Consider the following 20,131-nt stretch of genomic DNA (forward strand, 5'->3'; position numbering starts at 1 on the left):
TGTGACGATACTCACGGGACTCAATGAGTACAACGTGCCGACGAAAAACTGAGCATATTGCCCAGTTTTATCACGCCTTGGCGTGCTACCGTTGCGCACTATGCATGCCATAGATGGTACCGACACCCGTCTGTTGACCGCCCTCGCCAAGGACCCGCGCCGCACCGTCGTGGCACTGGCCCAGAAGCTCGGCCTCTCCCGCAACACTGTACAGGCACGGATGGCCCAGCTTGAAAGAATGTCGGTGTTCCTGTCCTTCGAACGGCGGATCAATCCGGCCGCGCTCGGATACCCGCTGATGGCGTTTATATCCGTCCACGTGCAGCAGCAAAAACTGCAGCAGGTGGCCGATGAATTGTCCGGGATTCCGGAGGTGATCGAAGCCTACGGGCTGGCCGGGCAGGCCGATTTGCTGATGCGGGTGGTCGCCGTCGACGCCGAAGACCTGTTCCGCATTAATGGCAAGATCCTCGGCATCGACGGGGTGGAACGGACAGACACCTCTCTAGCGATGGGCGAACTCGTCCCGTTCCGCGTCGAGCCGCTGCTGGCCAGGGGACCACGCACACCATAGCGGCTGTTCCGCAACGGCGGCCCTGCCGGGTTATGCTCGACGGACTAGGTAAATGCTTGCCCGCAATGACGCCCAAGCGCCCGCCATATGCGTATGGTGACGCCTGCTGCGTACTGCGGGTCGTTAGAAAGAGTGTGCGATGCGTATTGGTGTTCCACGCGAGGTCAAGAACAATGAGTTCCGGGTGGCCATCACCCCGGCCGGCGTCAAGGATCTGGTCACCGAAGGCCACGAGGTGTATGTCGAAACCGATGCCGGGGCCGGCTCGTCCATCAGTAATGAGGACTATGAGGGCGCCGGGGCGACCATTCTGCCGACTGCCGACGAAACATGGGAGCGGGCCGGGATCGTGTTGAAGGTCAAGGAACCGGTCGCCGAGGAATTCCACCGGTTCCGCGAGGACCTGACGTTGTTCACCTACCTGCATTTGGCCGCCAACCGGGACCTGACCGAGGAATTGTGCAAGCGCAATGTCACCTCGATCGCCTACGAAACCGTACAACTGCCGAATGGTTCGCTGCCCCTGCTGGCTCCGATGAGTGAAGTCGCCGGACGGCTGGCACCGTTGGCCGGCGCTTCAACGCTGCTCAAGCCCAATGGCGGCCGCGGTGTACTGATGGGCGGTGTCCCCGGCACCCACGCGGCCGACGTCGTCGTCATTGGCGGCGGGGTGGCAGGTGCCAACGCCATCGCCATGGCGGTGGGTATGCACGCCAACGTCACGGTGCTGGACACCAACCTGAACCGGCTGCGGGAGATTGACGAGCTCTACGCCGGCAGGGTGCGCACCGTGGCCAGCAATGTGCTCGAGGTGGAGCAGGCCGTCACCAATGCGGACCTGGTCATCGGCGCGGTGCTGGTACCCGGCGCGAAGGCGCCGACTCTGGTGTCCAACGATCTGGTCTCGAAAATGCGTCCCGGCGCGGTGCTGGTCGATATTTCCGTCGACCAGGGCGGCTGCTTCGAGGATTCACGCCCGACCACCCATGCCGACCCGACGTTCCTGGTCCATGACGCGGTGTTCTACTGTGTCTCCAACATGCCGGGTGCCGTGCCGCGCACCTCCACGTTCGCGCTGACCAACGCCACCCTGCCCTACATTAAGGCGGTGGCTGCGGCCGGTTTCGACGCCGCGGTCGAGCGGCTGCCCCAGCTCTCGTCCGGTTTGAACACCCGGGACGGCAAGGTCACCTACGAACCGGTGCGCACCGCCCACGGCCTGTAGCAGGGCAGCAAACACGCCGGACGGCCCTGCCGGTGGCTTCGAGTGAAGCTGCCGACAGGGCCGTCATTGCGTCCGGCGCGGTCTTGTCCGGCGCGGTCCGATGCGTCAGTGGTCGGTGGCTTTTTCGGCCCCGACGCCGGTCAGCGAGCGCACCTCCATTTCGGCCTGCTTGACCACGTCCTCCTTGTTGGGATCGGTAATGGTTCCCAGCCAGCCCAGCACGAACGCCAGCGGGATGGACACCAGGCCGGGATTGCTCAGCGGGAACCAGGCGAAGTCCACCGCAGAGATCATCGACGTCTCGGTTCCTGAGACCACCGGCGAGAAGGCGATCAGGATGATCGCCGCGGACAGTCCGCCATACATGGACCACACCGCTCCCCTGGTGGTGAACCGGCGCCAGAACAGCGAGTACAGGATAGTGGGCAGGTTCGCGCTGGCGGCGACCGCGAAAGCAAGCGCCACCAGGAAGGCCACGTTCTGCCCCTGGGCCCCGATGCCGCCGAGGATGGACAGGATGCCGATGACGACGACGGTGCGCCGCGCGACCTTCACCTCGCCATCGGGCGAGACCTTGCCCTTGCGGACCACATTGGCGTAGATGTCATGGGCGAAGGACGCCGCCGCGGTAATGGTCAGCCCGGCAACCACCGCCAGGATGGTTGCGAAGGCCACCGCTGAAATAAAGCCAAGCAGCAACGGGCCGCCGAGTTCGAAGGCGAGCAGCGGCGCCGCCGAGTTCACCCCGCCGGGCGCGTTGGCGATCCGCTCCGGGCCGATCATGGCACCGGCGCCGTACCCGAGCACCAGGGTGAAGAGGTAGAACAGTCCGATCAGCCAGATGGCCCAGACCACCGAGCGGCGGGCTTCCTTCGCCGTCGGCACCGTGTAGAAGCGCATCAGCACGTGGGGCAGCGCCGCTGTGCCGAGCACCAAGGCCAACGCCAGCGAGATGAAGTCCAGCTTGGTGGTCGCGTTCTCGCCGTAGGCACCGCCGGGGTTGAGGATCTCCGACGTTCCGGCCGTCTCGACGGCGTGGGCGAGCAGCTCGGACAGGTTGAAACCATGGATGGCCAGCACCCAGACGGTCATCGCGGCCGCACCGGCGATCAGCAGGCAGGCCTTGATGATCTGCACCCAGGTGGTGCCTTTCATGCCTCCCACCAGTACGTAGAGGATCATCAGCGCGCCGACGACGGTGATCACCAGCGACTGGCCGATCTCCTCGGTGATGCCCAGCAGCAGCGAGACCAGCGCACCGGCGCCTGCCATTTGGGCCAGCAGGTAGAAGAAGCACACCGCCAGCGTGGTGATGGCGGCGGCGATCCGCAGCGGACGCTGCTTGAGCCGGAAGGAGAGCACATCGGCCATGGTGAACTTGCCGGTGTTGCGCATCATCTCGGCGACCAGCAGCAGTGCCACCAGCCAAGCCACCAGGAAGCCGATCGAGTACAGGAAGCCGTCATAGCCATTGATGGCAATGGCGCCGCAGATCCCCAGGAACGAGGCTGCCGACAGGTAGTCGCCGGCGATGGCAGTGCCGTTCTGCGGGCCGGTGAAGGAACGTCCGGCAGCGTAGTAGTCGGCCGCTGTCTTATTGTTCTTGCTGGCCCGCAGCACCACCACCAGGGTGATACCCACGAAGACAGCGAAAATGGTGATGTTCACCCACGGGGAGCCGACAGTTTCGGACTGCGCCGTCTGTGTGGCGATATTGATCATTTGTTTTCCTCCGTGATCTGCTCCAGGTCGCGGCGAATGTCGGCTGCCACCGGATCAAGGCGCTTGTTGGCGTAGCTGACATACCACATGGTGATCCCGAAGGTGGTAGCGATCTGCAGCAGCCCAAGGATCAGCCCGATGTTGATGTTGCCAATCACCGGGGTCGACATGAAGTCGTGGGCGTAGTCGGCGAGCAGCACATACAGGAAGTACCAGAGCAGGAACGCAACCGCCATCGGAATCACAAAACTCCGGTGCCGCTTGCGCAAGGTCTGGAACTGTTCGCTGCGTTGTACTTCACGAAAGTCGACCGCGGCTTCCATCTCTTCTTCTGTGGGCGGGGTGTCTTGCCCCATGGGTTCCTCCTTCGAAGGTGGGCACGTGCGCCACGGGGAACGCGGCATCTGCCGCCGTGGACGCTGCTGTGACTGCCATCACTCTCCTTGATCGAATACCCGGGTGCCACCACCTGCGTCGACTGCATCGGTGGACGGACGGACCATTGCGCCGAACGGTCGGCTGACACGATGAACGGCAGCCGCAGGCGCGGCACCCGGCCGTGCCGTTATGGTGGCTGTCATGCCCATATCCGCGCTCGAGCTGGTGGCCATCGCCGTCATCGTTCTGGCCGCCGCGTTGCTGGTGGCCGTCGTCGGCTTCCGGTTATCCCGTTCCAGGGACCTGGGCAGCGACGCGGACCGGGCCACCTACGCCACGTTGCACACCGCGGCGCTGGCCTCGAAGTACCTGCGCCGCGGCCTGGATCCGGAAGGGGCGCAAAAGGCCAGCAGGCACCTGCGGTCGCTGCTCGAATGCGGCGCGCTCACCTTGACCGACGAATCGACGCAATTGGCCTGGGACGGGCCCGGCGACGCCGATCAGGCATTCGTCATGCGCCCGGCCAACAAGGTGCTGGCCAGCGGCCGCACCCAGGTCTTCCGTTGCCGGGATCTTGGCACCGGGGACGGCGACCCTTCCCTGCCCGCGCTGCGCGAGGCGGTATTCGCGCCGGTGTGCGTGGGAGCCCGCGTGGTGGGAACGGTTGGCGTGTTTGCCCCGCATGTGAGGGCGGGACTGGTCCGTGCCACCAACGAAGTGGCCGCCTGGGTGTCGACCCAGGTCGAGTTGGCAGACCTGGACTCGTCGAAGAACCAGTTGATGGAGGCCGAGGTCCGTGCGCTGCGGGCCCAGATCAGCCCGCACTTCATTTACAATTCGCTGAACGCCATCGCGTCCTTCATCCACACGGATCCGGCCAGAGCGCGTGAACTGGTGGTCGAGTTCGCCGATTTCACCCGGTATTCCTTCCGCCGGCACGGTGATTTCACCACCCTGTCCGAGGAGCTCCAAGCCATCGACCGGTATCTGCTGCTCGAACGAGCCCGGTTTGGCGAGCGCTTGCAGGTCAGCCTGCAGATCGGTCCGGAAGTGCTCGGCACGGTGGTCCCCTACCTGTCCCTGCAACCGCTGGTGGAGAACGCCGTCAGGCACGGTCTGCAGCAAAAGGACGGCACCGGGCATATCGAGATCAAGGCCCAGGATGCCGGCCCGTACGCGCAGGTGACCATCGAGGACGACGGCGTGGGGATCGATCCGGCGCATCTGCGGTCGGTGCTGGGCGGCCACGCGACCGGCGATAATGTGGGGCTGCGGAATGTCGACGCCCGGCTGCGGCAGGTGTACGGAGACGACAACGGCCTGGTGATCGACACCGCGCCCGGAGCCGGAACTCTCATCACCCTGAGGGTGCCGAAATTCCAACCGGAGAACCAGCCGTGAGAGAAGTAAGATATAAGCCATGCTGAACGTCGTTGTCGCGGACGATGAAGTCCCCGCCGTGGAGGAACTTGCCTACCTGCTCTGTCAGGACGAGCGGATCGGCACTATCCACCGCGCCACCAGCGGAGCCGAAGCGCTGCGCGCCCTGGAGGAAAACGACGTCGACGCACTGTTCCTCGATATCCATATGCCCACCTTGTCGGGGCTCGACATTGCCCGGGTGATATCGCGCTTCACCCATCCGCCCGCCGTCGTCTTCGTCACCGCTGACGAAGACCTGGCGCTGGAAGCGTTCGACCTGGCCGCAGTCGATTACCTGCTCAAGCCGTTGCGTCCGGCACGGCTGACCGAGACCGTGCGCCGGGTGACGCAGCTGAGCGAGGACGACGACGAAGCGGGCCGCAACTCGATGATCACCGTCGACCAGGGCGGAACGAGCCGGATGATCCGGCTCGACGACGTGCGCTACGTGCAGGCCCAGGGGGACTACGCACGGCTGCACACCGCCGACGCGAGCTATCTGGTCCGGGTTCCGTTGACCGACCTGCAGCAGCAGTGGGCAGAGCTGGACTTCGTCCGCATCCACCGTTCCTACCTGGTGTCGATGAACTACGTGACCGCGGTGAAGCTCACCGCGCCCCAGGGCAGCGTCACGGTCGACGGCACCCAGCTGCCCGTCAGCCGACGCCACCTGCCACAGCTGCGCGCCATGCTCGAAACCACCCGGGTCAGGCCGCACACGTGAGCGATGCCGACAAGCCGGCCCGGGTGCGCGTCACCGCCCCTCGGTCCAAGGCAACAGTTGCCCCGGCCCGGTTCCCGGTGGCCCGGGAAGTCGCCGAGCACAGCGCCGTCGGCGACGTTTTCGTCCGTTCGCTGATGCGGGCGCAGTTGCGCCTGGCCCTGGTGGTCGCCGGCGGATTCGTGCTGGTGCTGCTGTCCGTGCCGCTGCTGCTGGCGGTCTTCCCCGTGCTGGCGGACCTGTCGGTGCTGACCATCCCGGTGTCCTGGCTGATTCTTGGCGCATTGATCTACCCGTTCATGTGCCTGTGCGCGTGGTTGTTCATCCGCAACGCCGGCCGGAACGAGTCGCGGTACCGGGACCTGGTGGACGGACGGTAGCAATGAACCCATGGGTGGGATTTGCCGCCGTCGCCGCGGTCTCGGTGATGACAGTGGTGATCAGTGTCTTCGGGCTGCGCATCTCACGGACCACCGGCGACTTCTACGTCGCGTCCCGGACGGTGCGGCCGTGGTGGAATGCCTCGGCCATCGGCGGGGAGTACCTGTCGGCGGCCAGCTTCCTCGGGGTGGCAGGGCTGGTGCTGGTGTCCGGGGTGGACGGGCTCTGGTTTCCCATCGGCTATACCGCCGGATACCTGATGCTGCTGCTCTTTGTCGCCGCCCCGATGCGCCGGTCCGGCGCCTACACGGTCCCCGACTTTGCCGAAGCCAGGCTCGCCTCCCGCCCCGCGCGTGGTGCCACAAGCGTGCTGGTGATAGTTGTCAGCTGGCTCTACATTGTGCCGCAACTGCATGGAGCCTCGTTGACCCTGCGGATCGCCACCGGCCTGCCGTCCTGGGTGGGCGCCGCCGTCGTCACGCTCGTCGTCTGCATCTCCGTGGTGGCCGGCGGGATGCGGTCAATTACATTCGCCCAGGCCTTCCAGTTCTGGCTGAAGCTGACCGCCATCGCCGTGCCGGTCGTCTTCGCGCTGCTGGTCCTGGGCAATACGGGCCAGCCGATCACCGCCGGCGGCAGTGTCTTCGAGCAGGCCATGAATACTGCCGAAGACCCGTCCACCTACCGCAATGTGTCGCTGACCTTCTCGCTGCTGCTGGGCACCCTCGGGCTGCCGCATGTGCTGGTCCGCTTCTACACCAACCCCGACGGCGGCTCGGCCCGCCGGACCACCTTGATCGTGCTGGCACTGCTGGGCCTGTTCTACCTCTTCCCCACCATCTATGGCGTATTGGGCCGGCTCTATGTGCCCCAATTGGCTGCCTCCGGCGCCTCGGATGCGACAGTGCTGCTGCTGCCGGGTGCCCTGGTGGACGGGGCAGCCGGAACGCTGCTGTCCGCGTTGGTCATCGCCGGCGCCTTCGCCGCCTTCCTGTCGACGACGTCGGGCTTGCTGGTCTCTTCGGCCGGTGTGATCAGCCAGGATGTGTTCGACGGCGGTGTGCTGGGCTTCCGCACCGGCGCCCTGGTCTCGGCCGTCATCCCGTTTGCGCTGGCGCTGATGACCGAGTCGCTGGGCCTGGCCGGCAGCGTGGGCCTGGTCTTTGCCTTCACCGCGTCCACGATCGCGCCGCTGCTGTTGCTGGGCATTTGGTGGCGGGGCTTGACGGACGCCGGCGCTGTGGCGGGCATGGCCGCCGGCGGAACGCTGTGCGGCGCCGCTGTGCTCTCCGCTGCGGTGCTGGACCTGCCGGCCGGGCCGGCAGCTGAACTGTTGGCCCAGCCGGCGGCGTGGACTGTTCCAGTGGCGTTCTCGGTGATGATTATCGTGTCCCGGCTGACACCGCGGCGCAAACCGGCCGCGGTCTCAGCGATACTCGTCCGGCTTCACATGCCGGAGCGTTCCGGGCGCTCCGGGCGCTCCGGGCGCTCCGACCGCTCGACCTCGTCCAGGCGGAACGGCGGGTAGCTGTCGGTCATCAAGGCCGCATAGGCCACGACGCGCAGCACCCAGCGGTTCATCCCGATCACCAGGTCGAACAAACTCCCGCCCCAGTGCAGCTAGCGGCCGGTGAAGAGCAACGCCACCGCCGCGAACAGCACGCTCACTGCGATGAGTCCCCACCACCCCGTCGACATGCAGGCTGAACGGTGGGTAGCGATCGGTTCCCAAGGCCCCGTATCCGTAGTAGGAGACCCGCCAGGTCCAGCGCAACACGCCTTGGTTGAATTCGAACAATGGCCGGGGGTAGCGGCCAGTGCAGAGGATGGCGACGAACGCGGCAACTGTGACCGCGGCGAACGCCACCCACAGGAACACCAGGACTATGTAGTGCGGGATCAACAGCAGCCACTTCACCAGCGGCAGCCAGCGGCGCAGCTCAGGGTCGAAATCAGCACGGACAACCAGCGGATACGTCATGATGCGCTCCCTGCGCCGTTGATGATGCTGCTGGTTTGGCGTGGCTCAGACATGGATTGCCACCTTCCCCCGGGCCTTTCCGTCCGCCAGGTAGCCGATCGCCTGGGGCACCTCGGCCAGGGAGTACACCCGGTCAATGGCGGGCATCATCTTTCCCTCGCTCATGAGGGAGGCAAGTCCGGCCATGTCCGTGTGGTTCTCCCGCGGGACGCGGATCCTCAGTTTCTGGCTCACGAACGGAGACATCAGCGGTGCCACCAGCGATCTGCCGGTCGTCCCGAACCAGCGGCCGCCGCCCTCTCCCCCGACGAGGACAAGCGTCCCGGCCCGGGTGAGGGCCCGCCGCAGCCAGCCCAACGGCGAGCTTCCACCGATATCGACCACGACGTCGTACTGCCGTCTCCCGTCGGCGAAGTCCTGCTGACAATAGTCGATCACGCGGTCGGCGCCGAGGGACCGCACGAAATCCAGCTTCGGCGTGCTGCACACACCTGTGACGTCGGCCCCATACGCCTTGGCGATCTGCACCGCGTAGCTGCCCACTCCACCGGAGGCGCCGACGACCAGCACGGTCTGCCCCGCCGTCACATGCGCGCAGTCCCGCAGACTATGCAGGGCGGTCAGCCCGGAGATCGGAACCACTGCCATTTGCTCGAATGACATGGCGTCCGGCTTGTGCGCAAGCTTATCCTCGCGGGCAGGCGCGTATTCCGCGCAGGTCCCCGTGCCGATGCCGAATACCGCGTCGCCGGGCCGGAACCGCGTCACCTTGCCGCCCACTTCGGCCACGACTCCCGCCAGGTCGCCTCCCGGTACGGGGTTCCTGGGGGCACGCACCCCGAAGCCCGCGAAGCGCAGCAGGTAGGGCAAGCCGGTCATCAAATGCCATACCGAGGGGTCGACGCCGGCAGCATGCACCCGGACCAATACTTGACCGGCGGCCGGCACCGGCGCCTCAATCTGGCGCTCCTTGAGGACTTCGGCCGTGCCGTATACGTCCTGCACGATGGCTTTCATGGTTTCTCTCCTGCCGCAGTGAAGATAGTGAAGATTACGCTGCTGCTGTTCAGTGGACAACGGACACCTCCGGCGTCTCCGCGGCGGTATCCGCCGCTGGTGCGGGCCGGCCAATGGGGAATCCCCTGATGACCAGCAACAGTCCCAGGCTGACCTCGAACAGGCCGCCGGGAGCATAGTGGAACATGCCGACGTCGTACCCCAGCAGTGCGAGCGTCTCTCCCGCCGCGAGGGTGGCGTATCCGACCAGGCCCCAGACGGCCATGAACCCGGGCACCAACCCCGTACGGAGCAGCGCACGGCAGAACAGCAGGCTGCCCAGGCCGAGCCCGATCATGCCGATATGGAGCGCGTACTGGTTTCCTTGCTGTGCAACATCAGCCAGCGAGGTGAGTACCTCAGCTTCGGCGCCCGAAGCAGAGCTGTAGGCGTGAGCCAGCGGTATCAGCAGCAGCAGGCACAGCACCCCCACTGCCAGCAGCACTGCCTCGAACATCCGGGTCGCCAGATAGGCGCAGGCGGTGATCTCATGGCGCTGCCTCAGGACCGGAAACATCAGCACTCCGATGGCGGCGACGATGGCCGAATTGGCCAGCATCAGCACCGCCCCGGTGGCGATCAGGGTTGTGCTGCTGCCGGCCTGCTCCAGTTCTGGCGGTCTGCCCGCAGCGCCATCGACCAGCGCACCACCTGCCATGTAGACGACGAAGGCAAGCAGGAAGAGTGCTCCCACGATTCGTCCGAGGGTTCTTGTAGACATTGCTTTCTTTCCTTTTCTTTAGGCGGAGATCTTTAGTGAGACACACGGCGGCTGCGGAATACCAGCCACAGGGCCAGCAGCAACTCGCCAAGGAACGTCACGTAGGTCAAGGTGATCGAGGGGCTTGCCGAGACCACGGCGATGACGCTGTCGAACGCATACCCGGCGCCGGCGATGACGAGCAGGATGCCAATCACCGTGGGGACCGACCCGGACCGGCAGGCGAGATAACCGATGACGAGCAGGTGCAGGCCAAACAGGATGAGGCCGGCATCCCGGATATCGGTGAAGGTCTCGACCCTCAACAGCGCCTGCTCCTGCCGCTGCGCTGCACCCCTTCCGACAAGGTTGCCGTTACCCACAAGCGGCGGCACTGCCATCAAGTGGCTGATGGCAACCATGAAGACCCCGGAGTACAGCAGCCTGAACCAGGCCGCGAGCAGCGACAGGGCCTCGCTGACGGGACGGAACACGTAATAGAGGGACCATGCGACGACCACATCAAGCGCTACGACCACCAGCAGGCTGAGCACCCCGAGGCGGAACAGCTGAGCGGGAGCGGCGATATCTGCGGCCGTTTGTGCCGCATCGCCCGGTGTCACGAGGGATTCGAACACGATGAGCTCGGGGAACACCGACAACGGAATCATCAACAGCATTCCGGCCCCTGCGGTGAGCCATGCGTTGCGCATCCACCGGTCCCCGGCGGTGCGGATCGTGATGGTGGAATTCATAATTGCTCCTTGGGCTGCAGCCGCGGCTGGCAGCCGCGCTGTTACCTACAGTGCGCGCCGGCAGTGGAGTTCCGGTGGGGCTTCGGTGGAGCCCTGGTGGAACAGCGCCGGAACAGAGCTGGAACCAGTGCTGGAACTGTGCTGGATCTGTGCAGGACCCACGCTGTTCTGCGAAACTGACTGTGGGGTAAGGAGCAGCCATGGTGCAGATCCGTCTTTTGGCGGGTGTCACGGCTGCCAGCGACGATGGAACGCCGGTGGACGTGGGGCCGCAAAAATGCCGCGCCGTGCTGGCTGCGCTGGCCCTGTCAGCCGGAGAGGTTGTGCCGGTGTCCCGGCTGATTGGTGCGGTGTGGGGCACCGATCCACCGCGCACGGCGGAGAAGACCCTGCAGGGCTACGTGGCCGCGCTGCGCAGGAACCTTGGCCCGGAATGTATCCGGCGAATCGGCGCAGCCTACCGCCTCGAACTTGGCCCCGAATCGGTCGACGTGAACCGGTTCCGTGAATTCATCGCCGCGGGCGAGGCCGACAAGGCTCTGGCAGAGTGGACTGGAACGCCGCTGGCCGGGGTTGATGCGCCAGGCCTGCAGTCAACGGTGGACGGGCTGACCGAGCAGTGGCTCGGCACGATAGAGCTGGATTTGGAGCGCCGCATCGATACCGATCCGGCAACCACAGTCCCCACGTTGACGCAATTGACGGCAGACCACCCGTTCCGCGAAGGTCTCTGGGCGCAGCTGATGACCGCCTTGTACCGGGCCGGACGTCAGGCGGATGCCTTGACCACATACCAGCGTGCGCGTCACTACCTGGTCGAAGAACTCGGGGTCGAACCGGGACGGCGGCTGCGGGAACTGGAACGGCTGATCCTGGACCACGACGAACGTTTACAGACGGCCACTGACCGGCCGGGACAGGATTCGGGCCCGCCCGCGACGGCGACCCCCGGCGGGAATCTGCCCCAACGCTCCCCACGGCTCTTCGGCCGGAAAATCGAATGTGACACGGTCCTTGAGATGCTGGAGGCACAGCCTGTGGTGACACTGGTTGGCCCGGGTGGAATCGGCAAGACCGCCCTCGGCCTGACGGCGTCACGCCGGTGGCAGGACGACGGCGACCGTCCGGTCTGGTACGTGGAACTGGCCGAGATCTCATCGGCGGCCGACGTGCCCCGGGCGGTATCGACGGCACTCGGCGTCATCGAACGTTCGGAAACGACGCTGACGGAGTCGGTCATAGCGGTACTGCGCTCCCGCCCGGCCCTGCTGATCCTCGACAATTGCGAGCACGTGCTTGACGGGGCAGCGTCACTGGCCAGGGCGGTCGCCGGTCACGCGCCGGACAGCCGGGTGCTGGCTACGTCCCGGGAGGGGTTGTCGATCACTGACGAACAGCAAGTCATCCTCGGCCCGCTGGATCCTGCCGGAGCGGCGGCGGAACTGTTTGCGGAACGGGCGCGGGCCGTGTCGGGCGAATCTGTGGCGGAACACCGGCCCGATGTCATTCAGATATGCCGGCGCCTCGATGGTATGCCGCTGGCTATCGAACTGGCGGCAGCGCGCTGCCGCAGCATGACTCCGCACCAGTTGCTGGCCCGGCTCGACGACCGCTTCCGCCTGCTGACCAGCGGAAACCGATCCGGCACCGACCGGCACCGGACCTTGCGCGCCACCGTCCAGTGGTCGTACGACCTGCTCTCGACCGGACAACGAAGCCTGTTCGAACGGCTGGCAGTCTTCGTCGGTCCCTTCGACCTCGAAGCTGCCGAGTCGGTGGCCGCCAGCGCGGACGTGGACGCCGTCGACGTCGACCGCTTGCTCGGTGACCTGGTGGAAAGATCAATGGTGATGCGTGAGCCTGGACCTTTCGGCCCGCGGTTCCGGCTGCTGGAGACGTTGCGCCACTTTGCCGGCGGTCTTTTGGCCGCGCGTGCCGACACCGACGTCGTCAAGCGGCGGCACGGGCGGTGGTGCCGCAACCAGACCGCCGCCATTCACTCAATGCTGATGGGACAAGCAGAGGTGGAGGGCGTCGCCCGGCTCGCCGCGCTGTGGCCAAACCTCCGTGCGGCCGTCGAATGGGCCTGCACGAAGGGGAACCTGGAACTGGCCGATGCGCTGGTGCGGCCTATTGTTCCCGAGGTGAACCTGCGGCGGCAGGCGGAAATCGGAGACTGGGCGGAGCGGATCCTGGCGCTGACACCTTCGGCCGACGACACCAGAGTCGTGTTCTGGCTGACCTGGGCGGCCGAGCGGCACACCCAGGCCGGCGACCGTGCCGGCTACGAGCAGGTGGTGCACCGACACGGCAGGAATCCGGCCCACCCCTTGGCCCGGTACGCGCATGCGTCCCAGTACGAGGACCAGGATGAACTGGACGCGGCCTCTCCGGCAGCGGTGGCCTGGTTGCATCAGCAGGGCGAAGACCATGCTGCCCGCCTCATCGAACTGACGGGGGTCGCTTCGAGCTTGATGGGACTCGGACGATTCGCGGAACTCGACGACGTGGCATTGGCCATGAAGGAGCGCTATCGGCAAGGCCCGCCGACCCTGCTGTATTTCTCCTGGGGCCTGCTCGGCTACTCAGCACAATTCCAAGGCAGGCGTGACGAGGCCAACCGCTTCTTTGCCGAGGCGTCCGTCATCGACGTTCCACCCGGGACGTATCTGGTGAACCGTACAGTTGAAGCGCGGGCTGTATTCGACCAGGGTGACCGGCAACGCGCGTTCCGGATGCTGCGTGACCACGTCGATACGGTGCTCGCCACCGACTACGTCGATGTCGCCCGGATGATCGCCGTCGAGTTTGTCAACATGACAGCTGCCGCGGACCGGCTCGCCGAGGCTGCCCGGGTGGTGGCGTATCTGGACACAACCGGGGGCTTTGGACAGCAGGTCCGCGAAACCCTGATCTCCGAGGCAGTGCGCCGGATCGCCGCTGATCCCGCGCCGCAGGACGACGGCGAGCCGCTGGACGGCCGTCAAGCGCTGGCCTATATGCACCGGGTCCTGGACGACCTCGCCGCTGACACATAATCGCAGGCACCGCGCGTGGACCGGATTCGTGCGGTCGCATTGAGAGCCGCAGTCAGTCGATGGCCGCCATCAGTTCGACCACCCGGTCCATGAAGGCGTCCACCTGCGTCTCCTCGTAGCCGTCCCGGCCGTCAGCCGAGCGGAAGACGGCCCGGCGGACGACGTCGACGCTCAGCGCTTCGTCCTCCTCGAAGTAGCCCAGCAGCTGGCCGCAGAGCTCATCGACGTCGCCGACGTCGTAGCTGCGCGCGCCCCTTTTCTTCGGTCGTCGGAAGCGTTCCCCATCCGGCCGGTGCAGCCGTTGGCGCAGCACGGCAGAGACACTGCCAATCTGAGCCAGCCAGGCTTCTTCGCCCTCCTCGTCAATCAGCTGATCGCGCTCCCGCTGGGCGAAGGCATCCTCCAGCCGGTCCAGTGCTGCATCCACTGCCTGGGCCTCATACCCGCCGCGGGCCGGGTCGAATGCCACTGCCCGTACGTCCCGGCTGGTGACGGGCCGGGCCTCGCTGTCTTCATAGAAGTGCCGTGCACTGGCCAGGAACCGGTCCACTTGTTTGACCTTGTAGCCGTACTCCCCCGGTGCCACACGCTCGAAGGGTGTGGCTGTACTGCGTGTCTCCTCCACTGTCACCGTGTTCCTTCGTGGTTTTTCGACATTGCGCCGCTGGTTTGATTCAAGAATGAGTCGGAACCATCATACTGAGTGCACCGCTCGTTGCCCGGCAGGCACAGCAGGCGCGGCCGGCGCAGGCCTATACCTGCCCGGGCAGCAGCAGCGACATGAGCACGAAGGCCGCCGGAGCGGCGAACACTATCGAATCCAGCCGGTCCATCACTCCACCGTGTCCGGGCAGTATATTGCTCATGTCCTTGATGCCCAGTTCCCGTTTGACCATTGATTCGGCCAGGTCGCCCATGGTGGCCGCCGATACCAGGCTCACGGCCAGCACAGCGCCGATCCACCACGGCTCCTCCAGCAGCAGGATAGTGCCGGCTATGCCCACCACGGCAGCTCCCGCGACGGATCCGGCGAAGCCTTCCCAGGATTTCTTGGGGCTGATCTTCGGTGCCATAGGGTGGCGGCCGAAGAACACGCCCACCAGATAACCGAACGTGTCGTTGGCCACCACCAGCAACAACACGGTGGCGATCTTCAATGAACCATCCTGCTCGTGCAGCAGCAATACCGCAAAGCTGCTCAGGAAGGGCACCCAGGTCAGGGTGAAAACCCCGCCGAGGATGCTCCCGGCAGCGCCTTCGCTGTCATCGAGTGCCCGCCAAATGAGAACGGCTGCGGCGCTTGCCACCACGGCGAATCCGAGGCTTTCGGGACCTCCATAAAAGGCGGCGAAGGGCATGGCAATGGTGCCGGCCATAACGGGCACCAATGGCAGGTGGATGTTGCGGAAGGCCAGCGCCCGCGACACTTCCCACACCCCGACGACCGTGACCAGCGCGACCAGGATGACGAATGCTTCGGGCCGGATCAGCAGCCCCACCAGCACCAGGACGATCAGCGCCAGCCCGACGGCGATGGCGGCGGGCAAGTTCCGTCCGGCCTTCGGCGGCGAGACCTTGGCCCGCAGCGCCCGCCGTCCGGTCGCCTGTGACCTGCGGTCCGCCCGCACCGCAGCACCGTCGTCGTCTGATCCGTCCTCGCCAGGGCCGTTGACCGGGGATGAGCCAGGCGGCTCGGGCCCCTGCTGTGCCATTAGACCTCGAGCAGTTCGGATTCTTTGCGCTTGAGCAGGTCGTCCACGTTGTCGGTATGCGAACGGGTCAGCGATTCCAATTCCTTCTCGGCCCGATTCCCCTCGTCCTCGCCGGCGTCGCCGTCCTTGACGATTTTGTCGAGGGTTTCCTTGGCCTTGCGCCGCACGCTGCGGATGGAGACCTTGGCGTCCTCGGCCTTCGAGCGGACCACCTTGACGTATTCCCTGCGCCGTTCCTCGGTCAGTTCGGGCATCACCACCCTGATGATGTTTCCGTCGTTTGAGGGGTTCGCCCCCAGATTCGAGTCCCGCAGGGCCTTCTCAATGGCGCCCAGCGAGCTCTTGTCGTACGGGCTGACCAGCAGGGTGCGGGCCTCGGGATTCTGGAACGAGGCCAACTGCTGCAACGGAGTCGGGGCGCCGTAGTAATCAACGACAACTTTGGCGAAGAGAGCCGGATTCGCCCGGCCGGTCCGCACCGATCCGAAGTCATCCTTGGCGACCTCTACGGCCTTATCCATTTTTTCGGCGGCCTCAAGCAAGGTCTCTTCGATCATCGCTTCTCCTCGGTAGTTCTTACGCCACGTGGGCGCCACTGGGTCTTCGACCATCCTATGTCACACAGCCGACGCTGTTCCGAAGACGCTACGCAGTCACCATGGTGCCGATAGCGTCCCCCCGAATGGCACGGGTGACGTTGCCGTCACCCTGCATCCCGAAGACCAGCATGGGCAGTTTATTATCCCGGCAGAGGCTGAATGCCGTCTGGTCCAGTACCCGGATATTGCGGAGCATCGCGTCGTCGTAGGTCAGCGTTTCAAGCTTCTCGGCCGACGGGTCCTGGTGGGGATCGGCCGTATACACGCCGTCGACCCCGTTCTTGGCCATCAGCACCAGGTCGGCGTGGATCTCCAGTGCCCGTTGGGCCGCGACGGTGTCGGTGGAAAAATAGGGCAGCCCGGCACCGGCGCCGAAGATCACCACGCGGCTCTTCTCCATGTGCCGGATGGCGCGCCGGGGAATGTAGGCCTCGGCCACCTGCCCCATGGTGATGGCACTCTGCACCCGGGTGTCGACTCCGGCCTGCTCCAGGAAGTCCTGCAGGGCCAGGCAGTTCATCATTGTGCCCAGCATGCCCATGTAATCGGCCCGGGAGCGGTCCATCCCATGGTTGGACAGTTCGGTGCCGCGGAAAAAGTTGCCACCGCCGACGACGACGGCCACCTCCACGGTGTCCACTGCGGCGGCGATTTGTCCGGCGATGCCGCGGACCGTGGCCGGGTCCACGCCCAGCCCGCCTCCGCCGAACACCTCGCCGGACAGCTTGAGCAATACCCTGCGGCGGGTGGGCTTACCCGGTGCGTTACGATTCAGGTTCTCCATGGGGCCTCCCGGTTGATTTGAGGGACGAGTTCACTGACGGCATGGAAAGGGGGCGGCCACCTGATGGCAACCACCCCCTCTCGTCATGAGCGATCCTGTAATCGCTGCTTGGCTAGGAGCCTACGCGGAAACGGGCCAGCCCGGTCGCTGACACACCCGCTTCGGACAGCACCTGGGCCACGCTCATTTTCGGATCCTTGGCGAAGGCCTGGTCCAGCAGCACGCCTTCCTTGAAGAAGCCGGTCAGCCGGCCTTCCACGATCTTGGGCAGTGCCTGCTCCGGCTTGCCCTCGGCACGCGCGGTCTCGTCCGCGATCCGCCGCTCGTTTTCCACCAGCTCCTCCGGGACCTCGTCACGGGTGATGTAGGTGGGGTTGTACGCTGCGGCGTGCACCGCGACGTCGTGCGCTGCCTCGGAGGCCTCGGCTCCTTCGCCGTCCACGGCGAACAGCACACCGACCTGTGCAGGCAGGTCCTTGGCCGTCTTGTGCAGGTAGGCGTCAACTGTCTTGCCCTCGACACGGGCGATCCGGCGCACGGCGACCTTCTCGCCCAGCAACGCGCCGGTCTCGATGACGTGCTCGGAGAGCGGCTTGCCGTCCACTTCGTGGGCCAGCAGCGCGTCGACGTCGCTGATGCCGGAATCGATCGCGGCCGCGAGCACCTTGTCACCGAATTCGACGAACGGAGCAGCCTTGGCCACGAAATCCGTTTCGCTGTTGATTTCGACCATCACGCCGACGCCGCCGTCCACCTTGGCGGCCACCAGGCCCTCGGCCGTGGAACGTCCTTCGCGCTTGGTGGCGCCCTTCAGCCCCTTGATCCGGATGGCTTCCATGGCCTTCTCGGCATCGCCGTCGGTCTCGTCGAGAGCCTTCTTGACATCCATCATGCCGGCGCCCGTGCGTTCCCGCAGAGCCTTGATATCAGCGGCGGTGTAGTTCGCCATATGAAACTCCTTAGTTGTATATGTCAGCGGCGTGCGGGGGCCATGTTCCAAGCCCCCGCACGCCGGCCACCGGCATCCGTGAGCCGGGCCGGTGATGAGTCTTACTTGTCGGCGTCGGGACCTTGCACAGCGTCGGCGACAGTCTCGTTGTCTGCGGGGGCAGTGCCGGAGGCCTCCACGGGGGTGGCCTCCTCCGGGGCGGCGCCTTCGGCCTCGTCCTGGGCCGCACCTTCGACCATTTCAGCGGTCTGGTGATCCGGCGCAGCGGGAGTCCCCTCGACGGCATCCTGCGCCGGCGTCTCGGACTTATTCTCGAGCAGCTCCCGCTCCCATTCGGCCATCGGCTCTTCGGCGGACTCTTCGCCTCCGCCGGCACGCTGGTTCCGCGCCAGCAGCCCCTCGGCCACGGCGTCGGCCACGACGCGGGTCAGCAGATTTACGGACCGGATAGCGTCGTCGTTGCCCGGAATCGGGAAGTCGACTTCGTCCGGGTCGCAGTTGGTATCGAGAATCGCGACGATCGGGATGTTGAGCTTCTTGGCTTCGTCGACGGCGAGGTGTTCCTTCTTGGTGTCCACAACCCACAGCACCGAAGGAGCCTTGGTCAGATTGCGGATGCCGCCGAGGTTGCCCTGCAGCTTGGTCAGCTCGCGCTGCATCAGCAGCAGTTCCTTCTTGGTGTGTCCGGAACCGGCGACGTCGTCGTAGTCGATCTCTTCCAGTTCCTTCATCCGCTGGATCCGGCGGGACACGGTCTGGAAGTTGGTGAGCATGCCGCCCAGCCAGCGGTGGTTGACGTACGGCTGCCCCACGCGGGTGGCCTGCTCGGCGATGGCTTCCTGCCCCTGCTTCTTCGTTCCGACAAAGAGCACGGTGCCGCCGTGGGCGACCGTGGCCTTGACGAACTCGAAGGCGCGGTCGATGTAGGACAGCGACTGCTGCAGGTCGATGATGTAAATGCCGTTGCGCTCGGTGAAGATGAAGCGCTTCATCTTCGGGTTCCAACGGCGGGTCTGGTGACCAAAATGCACGCCGCTGTCGAGCAGCTGACGCATGGTAACGACTGGCATGTCGTCACTCCTTCCGGCAGAAATTCCATGGCACCGGCCTGCGACCAGTTATGGTTCTACCAATTGACGGTTCTTAGCTTGTACACCCGGCGGGTGTTGCTCCTGGTGCCCGTCAGCCCGGCCGTGTCGACCGGACGTGTTCCCCACCGGACAGTGTCCGGACCGAAGGGGCGCACTCCACTACCATTAGAGGTGTGGAATTAGGGCACGCGTAGTCAGCGGCCATCAGGCCCGCCGGCGAATACCGGCGCACGGAAGACAGCACACTGCTGCACCCAGTGTACTACAGCGCCGCCAATCCCCCATCTCCTCCCTGCTGCTTCGCCCGCGTGATGTCCTCCACAGGAGCCGGACCCCAGTGAAGGCTTCCACAACCGCCCCCGACACCCTTGAGCCGATGAGGCGGTGGTGGTGACGTTGAGGCATGCCTACCCAGCCCAGAGGACGAATCCTGTCGCGCACCCCGGCCAGTACCCGCGCCCCGGCGGGCACGCGGATGCCGGCCGGTTCGCGGATGCCGGCCATCTCCGCGATGCCGGGGTGGGTGCGTCAGTGCCTGAGTGTGCTGGCCGCAGCCCTGGCGGTGACCGCCATTTCAATTCACCTTGGGCCGCTTCCGGCTGCAGGTACGGGCACCTCTGAACGATGGCAATGGCCGGTGGGGAACAACCCCGAGGTGCTGCGGGAGTTCGATAAACCACCTGAACCATGGCTCAGCGGACACCGGGGTGTGGATCTGGCCGCCACAGGCGCCGGGCCCATCCGCGCCCCGGCAGACGGGCAGGTGTCTTACGCCGGCTGGGTAGTGGACAGACCAGTGCTGACGATTGAGCACCGCTCCGGTCTGCGGAGCAGTTTCGAATCAGTGGAGACCGACCTGTCCGAAGGCGATACCGTCTCGGCAGGCGAGGTGATCGGCCACATCAGCAAACCATGGCATTGCGGCAGCCGCGCGTGCCTGCACTGGGGAGTGCGCCGGGGAGAGGAATACGTCAATCCGCTGCAGTTCGTCACCGACCTGCGTCCCTCGGTGCTGCTCCCCCTGCCGCCGCACTGACGGCCGG

The 20,131-nt window shown here is 65.6% G+C and carries 20 protein-coding genes; 8 read left to right on the forward strand and 12 right to left on the reverse strand.

All coding sequences use genetic code 11. The annotated features are described in order from the left end of the window. The first annotated feature begins 100 nt into the window (after positions 1 to 100). Both H535_RS0121805 and ald read left to right on the forward strand, forming a co-directional pair. Positions 101 to 574: an Lrp/AsnC family transcriptional regulator gene (locus H535_RS0121805; RefSeq protein WP_026821204.1), complete on the forward strand. Its 474-nt coding sequence runs from the start codon at positions 101 to 103 to the stop codon at positions 572 to 574. Between the two features lie 139 nt (positions 575 to 713). Next, entirely contained in the window at positions 714 to 1,799 is a 1,086-nt protein-coding gene (ald, locus tag H535_RS0121810) for an alanine dehydrogenase (protein ID WP_026821205.1), read from the forward strand. 105 nt (positions 1,800 to 1,904) lie between these two features. Here ald and H535_RS0121815 read toward each other — a convergent pair whose 3' ends face one another. Next, entirely contained in the window at positions 1,905 to 3,521 is a 1,617-nt protein-coding gene (locus H535_RS0121815; RefSeq protein ID WP_026821206.1) for a solute symporter family protein, read from the reverse strand. Beyond that, entirely contained in the window at positions 3,518 to 3,877 is a 360-nt protein-coding gene (locus H535_RS0121820; RefSeq protein WP_026821207.1) for a DUF485 domain-containing protein, read from the reverse strand. Before H535_RS0121820 ends, H535_RS0121815 begins: the two co-directional genes overlap by 4 nt. A 223-nt stretch (positions 3,878 to 4,100) precedes the next feature. Between H535_RS0121820 and H535_RS0121825 the strand changes: the two genes are divergently transcribed. From H535_RS0121825 to H535_RS0121840, 4 genes are read left to right on the forward strand one after another with little or no spacing between them, the layout of a single operon-like run. Beyond that, on the forward strand, positions 4,101 to 5,300 hold the full coding sequence (locus H535_RS0121825; RefSeq protein ID WP_026821208.1) for a sensor histidine kinase: 1,200 nt from the start codon (positions 4,101 to 4,103) through the stop codon (positions 5,298 to 5,300). A 19-nt stretch (positions 5,301 to 5,319) separates the two neighbouring features. Continuing rightward, positions 5,320 to 6,045: a LytR/AlgR family response regulator transcription factor gene (locus H535_RS0121830; RefSeq protein ID WP_026821209.1), complete on the forward strand. Its 726-nt coding sequence runs from the start codon at positions 5,320 to 5,322 to the stop codon at positions 6,043 to 6,045. Beyond that, positions 6,042 to 6,422, forward strand: coding sequence for a hypothetical protein (locus tag H535_RS0121835; RefSeq protein ID WP_026821210.1), 381 nt, complete (start codon positions 6,042 to 6,044; stop codon positions 6,420 to 6,422). The genes H535_RS0121830 and H535_RS0121835 overlap by 4 nt, the downstream gene beginning before the upstream one ends. Before the next feature lie 2 nt (positions 6,423 to 6,424). Next, the gene (locus H535_RS0121840; RefSeq protein ID WP_026821211.1) at positions 6,425 to 7,951 is read left to right on the forward strand and encodes a sodium/solute symporter; all 1,527 of its coding nucleotides are present in this window, start codon (positions 6,425 to 6,427) and stop codon (positions 7,949 to 7,951) included. Here the strand turns inward: H535_RS0121840 and H535_RS28785 are convergent. Genes H535_RS28785 through H535_RS0121855 form a run of 4 tightly spaced genes read right to left on the reverse strand, consistent with a single transcriptional unit; the run spans position 7,850 to position 10,915 of the window. Continuing rightward, on the reverse strand, positions 7,850 to 8,404 hold the full coding sequence (locus tag H535_RS28785; protein ID WP_425387314.1) for a DUF4389 domain-containing protein: 555 nt from the start codon (positions 8,402 to 8,404) through the stop codon (positions 7,850 to 7,852). The two genes, H535_RS0121840 and H535_RS28785, sit on opposite strands and share 102 nt — an antisense overlap. Positions 8,405 to 8,449: 45 nt before the next feature. Further along, positions 8,450 to 9,421, reverse strand: a complete 972-nt coding sequence (locus tag H535_RS0121845; RefSeq protein WP_026821212.1) for an NAD(P)-dependent alcohol dehydrogenase — start codon at positions 9,419 to 9,421, stop codon at positions 8,450 to 8,452. 49 nt (positions 9,422 to 9,470) lie between these two features. After that, entirely contained in the window at positions 9,471 to 10,181 is a 711-nt protein-coding gene (locus tag H535_RS27300) for a DUF4386 domain-containing protein (RefSeq protein WP_081416885.1), read from the reverse strand. Positions 10,182 to 10,213: 32 nt separating this feature from the next. Next, on the reverse strand, positions 10,214 to 10,915 hold the full coding sequence (locus H535_RS0121855) for a DUF4386 domain-containing protein (protein ID WP_051299656.1): 702 nt from the start codon (positions 10,913 to 10,915) through the stop codon (positions 10,214 to 10,216). A gap of 200 nt (positions 10,916 to 11,115) precedes the next feature. Between H535_RS0121855 and H535_RS27305 the strand changes: the two genes are divergently transcribed. Continuing rightward, positions 11,116 to 13,953, forward strand: coding sequence for an ATP-binding protein (locus tag H535_RS27305; RefSeq protein ID WP_035770576.1), 2,838 nt, complete (start codon positions 11,116 to 11,118; stop codon positions 13,951 to 13,953). A 52-nt stretch (positions 13,954 to 14,005) separates the two neighbouring features. Here the strand turns inward: H535_RS27305 and H535_RS0121865 are convergent, their stop codons facing one another. The 6 genes from H535_RS0121865 to rpsB all read right to left on the reverse strand — a co-directional run bounded on the left by H535_RS0121865 (position 14,006) and on the right by rpsB (position 19,067). Continuing rightward, a complete protein-coding gene (locus tag H535_RS0121865; protein WP_425387315.1) occupies positions 14,006 to 14,584 on the reverse strand; it encodes a DivIVA domain-containing protein in 579 nt (192 codons plus the stop codon). Between the two features lie 121 nt (positions 14,585 to 14,705). After that, positions 14,706 to 15,665 carry a phosphatidate cytidylyltransferase gene (locus tag H535_RS0121870; protein ID WP_081416886.1) on the reverse strand — a complete coding sequence of 320 codons (960 nt, stop codon included), beginning with the start codon at positions 15,663 to 15,665 and terminating at the stop codon, positions 14,706 to 14,708. Beyond that, a complete protein-coding gene (frr, locus tag H535_RS0121875; protein ID WP_026821216.1) occupies positions 15,665 to 16,222 on the reverse strand; it encodes a ribosome recycling factor in 558 nt (185 codons plus the stop codon). The genes H535_RS0121870 and frr overlap by 1 nt, the downstream gene beginning before the upstream one ends. An 88-nt stretch (positions 16,223 to 16,310) precedes the next feature. Continuing rightward, a complete protein-coding gene (gene pyrH, locus H535_RS0121880; protein ID WP_026821217.1) occupies positions 16,311 to 17,048 on the reverse strand; it encodes a UMP kinase in 738 nt (245 codons plus the stop codon). Between the two features lie 112 nt (positions 17,049 to 17,160). Continuing rightward, complete coding sequence (gene tsf / locus H535_RS0121885) at positions 17,161 to 17,997, reverse strand: translation elongation factor Ts (protein WP_026821218.1); 837 nt, start codon at positions 17,995 to 17,997, stop codon at positions 17,161 to 17,163. Between the two features lie 101 nt (positions 17,998 to 18,098). Further along, the gene (gene rpsB, locus H535_RS0121890) at positions 18,099 to 19,067 is read right to left on the reverse strand and encodes a 30S ribosomal protein S2 (protein ID WP_026821219.1); all 969 of its coding nucleotides are present in this window, start codon (positions 19,065 to 19,067) and stop codon (positions 18,099 to 18,101) included. Between the two features lie 424 nt (positions 19,068 to 19,491). Between rpsB and H535_RS0121895 the strand changes: the two genes are divergently transcribed. After that, a complete protein-coding gene (locus H535_RS0121895; RefSeq protein WP_245580417.1) occupies positions 19,492 to 20,124 on the forward strand; it encodes a M23 family metallopeptidase in 633 nt (210 codons plus the stop codon). The last annotated feature ends 7 nt before the right edge of the window (positions 20,125 to 20,131 follow it).

It is taken from the genome of Arthrobacter castelli DSM 16402 (genome assembly GCF_000430705.1).
Classification (GTDB): domain Bacteria; phylum Actinomycetota; class Actinomycetes; order Actinomycetales; family Micrococcaceae; genus Arthrobacter_C; species Arthrobacter_C castelli.

Coding starts and splice junctions, on each gene's coding strand:
- pyrH (WP_026821217.1), bottom strand. CDS start 17,048: ATGGAGAACCTGAATCGTAACGCACCGGGTAAGCCCACCCGCCGCAGG.
- H535_RS27300 (WP_081416885.1), bottom strand. CDS start 10,181: ATGTCTACAAGAACCCTCGGACGAATCGTGGGAGCACTCTTCCTGCTT.
- H535_RS0121815 (WP_026821206.1), bottom strand. CDS start 3,521: ATGATCAATATCGCCACACAGACGGCGCAGTCCGAAACTGTCGGCTCC.
- H535_RS0121820 (WP_026821207.1), bottom strand. CDS start 3,877: ATGGGGCAAGACACCCCGCCCACAGAAGAAGAGATGGAAGCCGCGGTC.
- H535_RS0121825 (WP_026821208.1), top strand. CDS start 4,101: ATGCCCATATCCGCGCTCGAGCTGGTGGCCATCGCCGTCATCGTTCTG.
- H535_RS0121895 (WP_245580417.1), top strand. CDS start 19,492: ATGCCTACCCAGCCCAGAGGACGAATCCTGTCGCGCACCCCGGCCAGT.
- tsf (WP_026821218.1), bottom strand. CDS start 17,997: ATGGCGAACTACACCGCCGCTGATATCAAGGCTCTGCGGGAACGCACG.
- H535_RS0121855 (WP_051299656.1), bottom strand. CDS start 10,915: ATGAATTCCACCATCACGATCCGCACCGCCGGGGACCGGTGGATGCGC.
- H535_RS0121845 (WP_026821212.1), bottom strand. CDS start 9,421: ATGAAAGCCATCGTGCAGGACGTATACGGCACGGCCGAAGTCCTCAAG.
- H535_RS0121870 (WP_081416886.1), bottom strand. CDS start 15,665: ATGGCACAGCAGGGGCCCGAGCCGCCTGGCTCATCCCCGGTCAACGGC.
- H535_RS28785 (WP_425387314.1), bottom strand. CDS start 8,404: ATGACGTATCCGCTGGTTGTCCGTGCTGATTTCGACCCTGAGCTGCGC.
- H535_RS0121805 (WP_026821204.1), top strand. CDS start 101: ATGCATGCCATAGATGGTACCGACACCCGTCTGTTGACCGCCCTCGCC.
- rpsB (WP_026821219.1), bottom strand. CDS start 19,067: ATGCCAGTCGTTACCATGCGTCAGCTGCTCGACAGCGGCGTGCATTTT.
- ald (WP_026821205.1), top strand. CDS start 714: ATGCGTATTGGTGTTCCACGCGAGGTCAAGAACAATGAGTTCCGGGTG.
- H535_RS0121830 (WP_026821209.1), top strand. CDS start 5,320: ATGCTGAACGTCGTTGTCGCGGACGATGAAGTCCCCGCCGTGGAGGAA.
- H535_RS0121840 (WP_026821211.1), top strand. CDS start 6,425: ATGAACCCATGGGTGGGATTTGCCGCCGTCGCCGCGGTCTCGGTGATG.
- H535_RS27305 (WP_035770576.1), top strand. CDS start 11,116: ATGGTGCAGATCCGTCTTTTGGCGGGTGTCACGGCTGCCAGCGACGAT.
- frr (WP_026821216.1), bottom strand. CDS start 16,222: ATGATCGAAGAGACCTTGCTTGAGGCCGCCGAAAAAATGGATAAGGCC.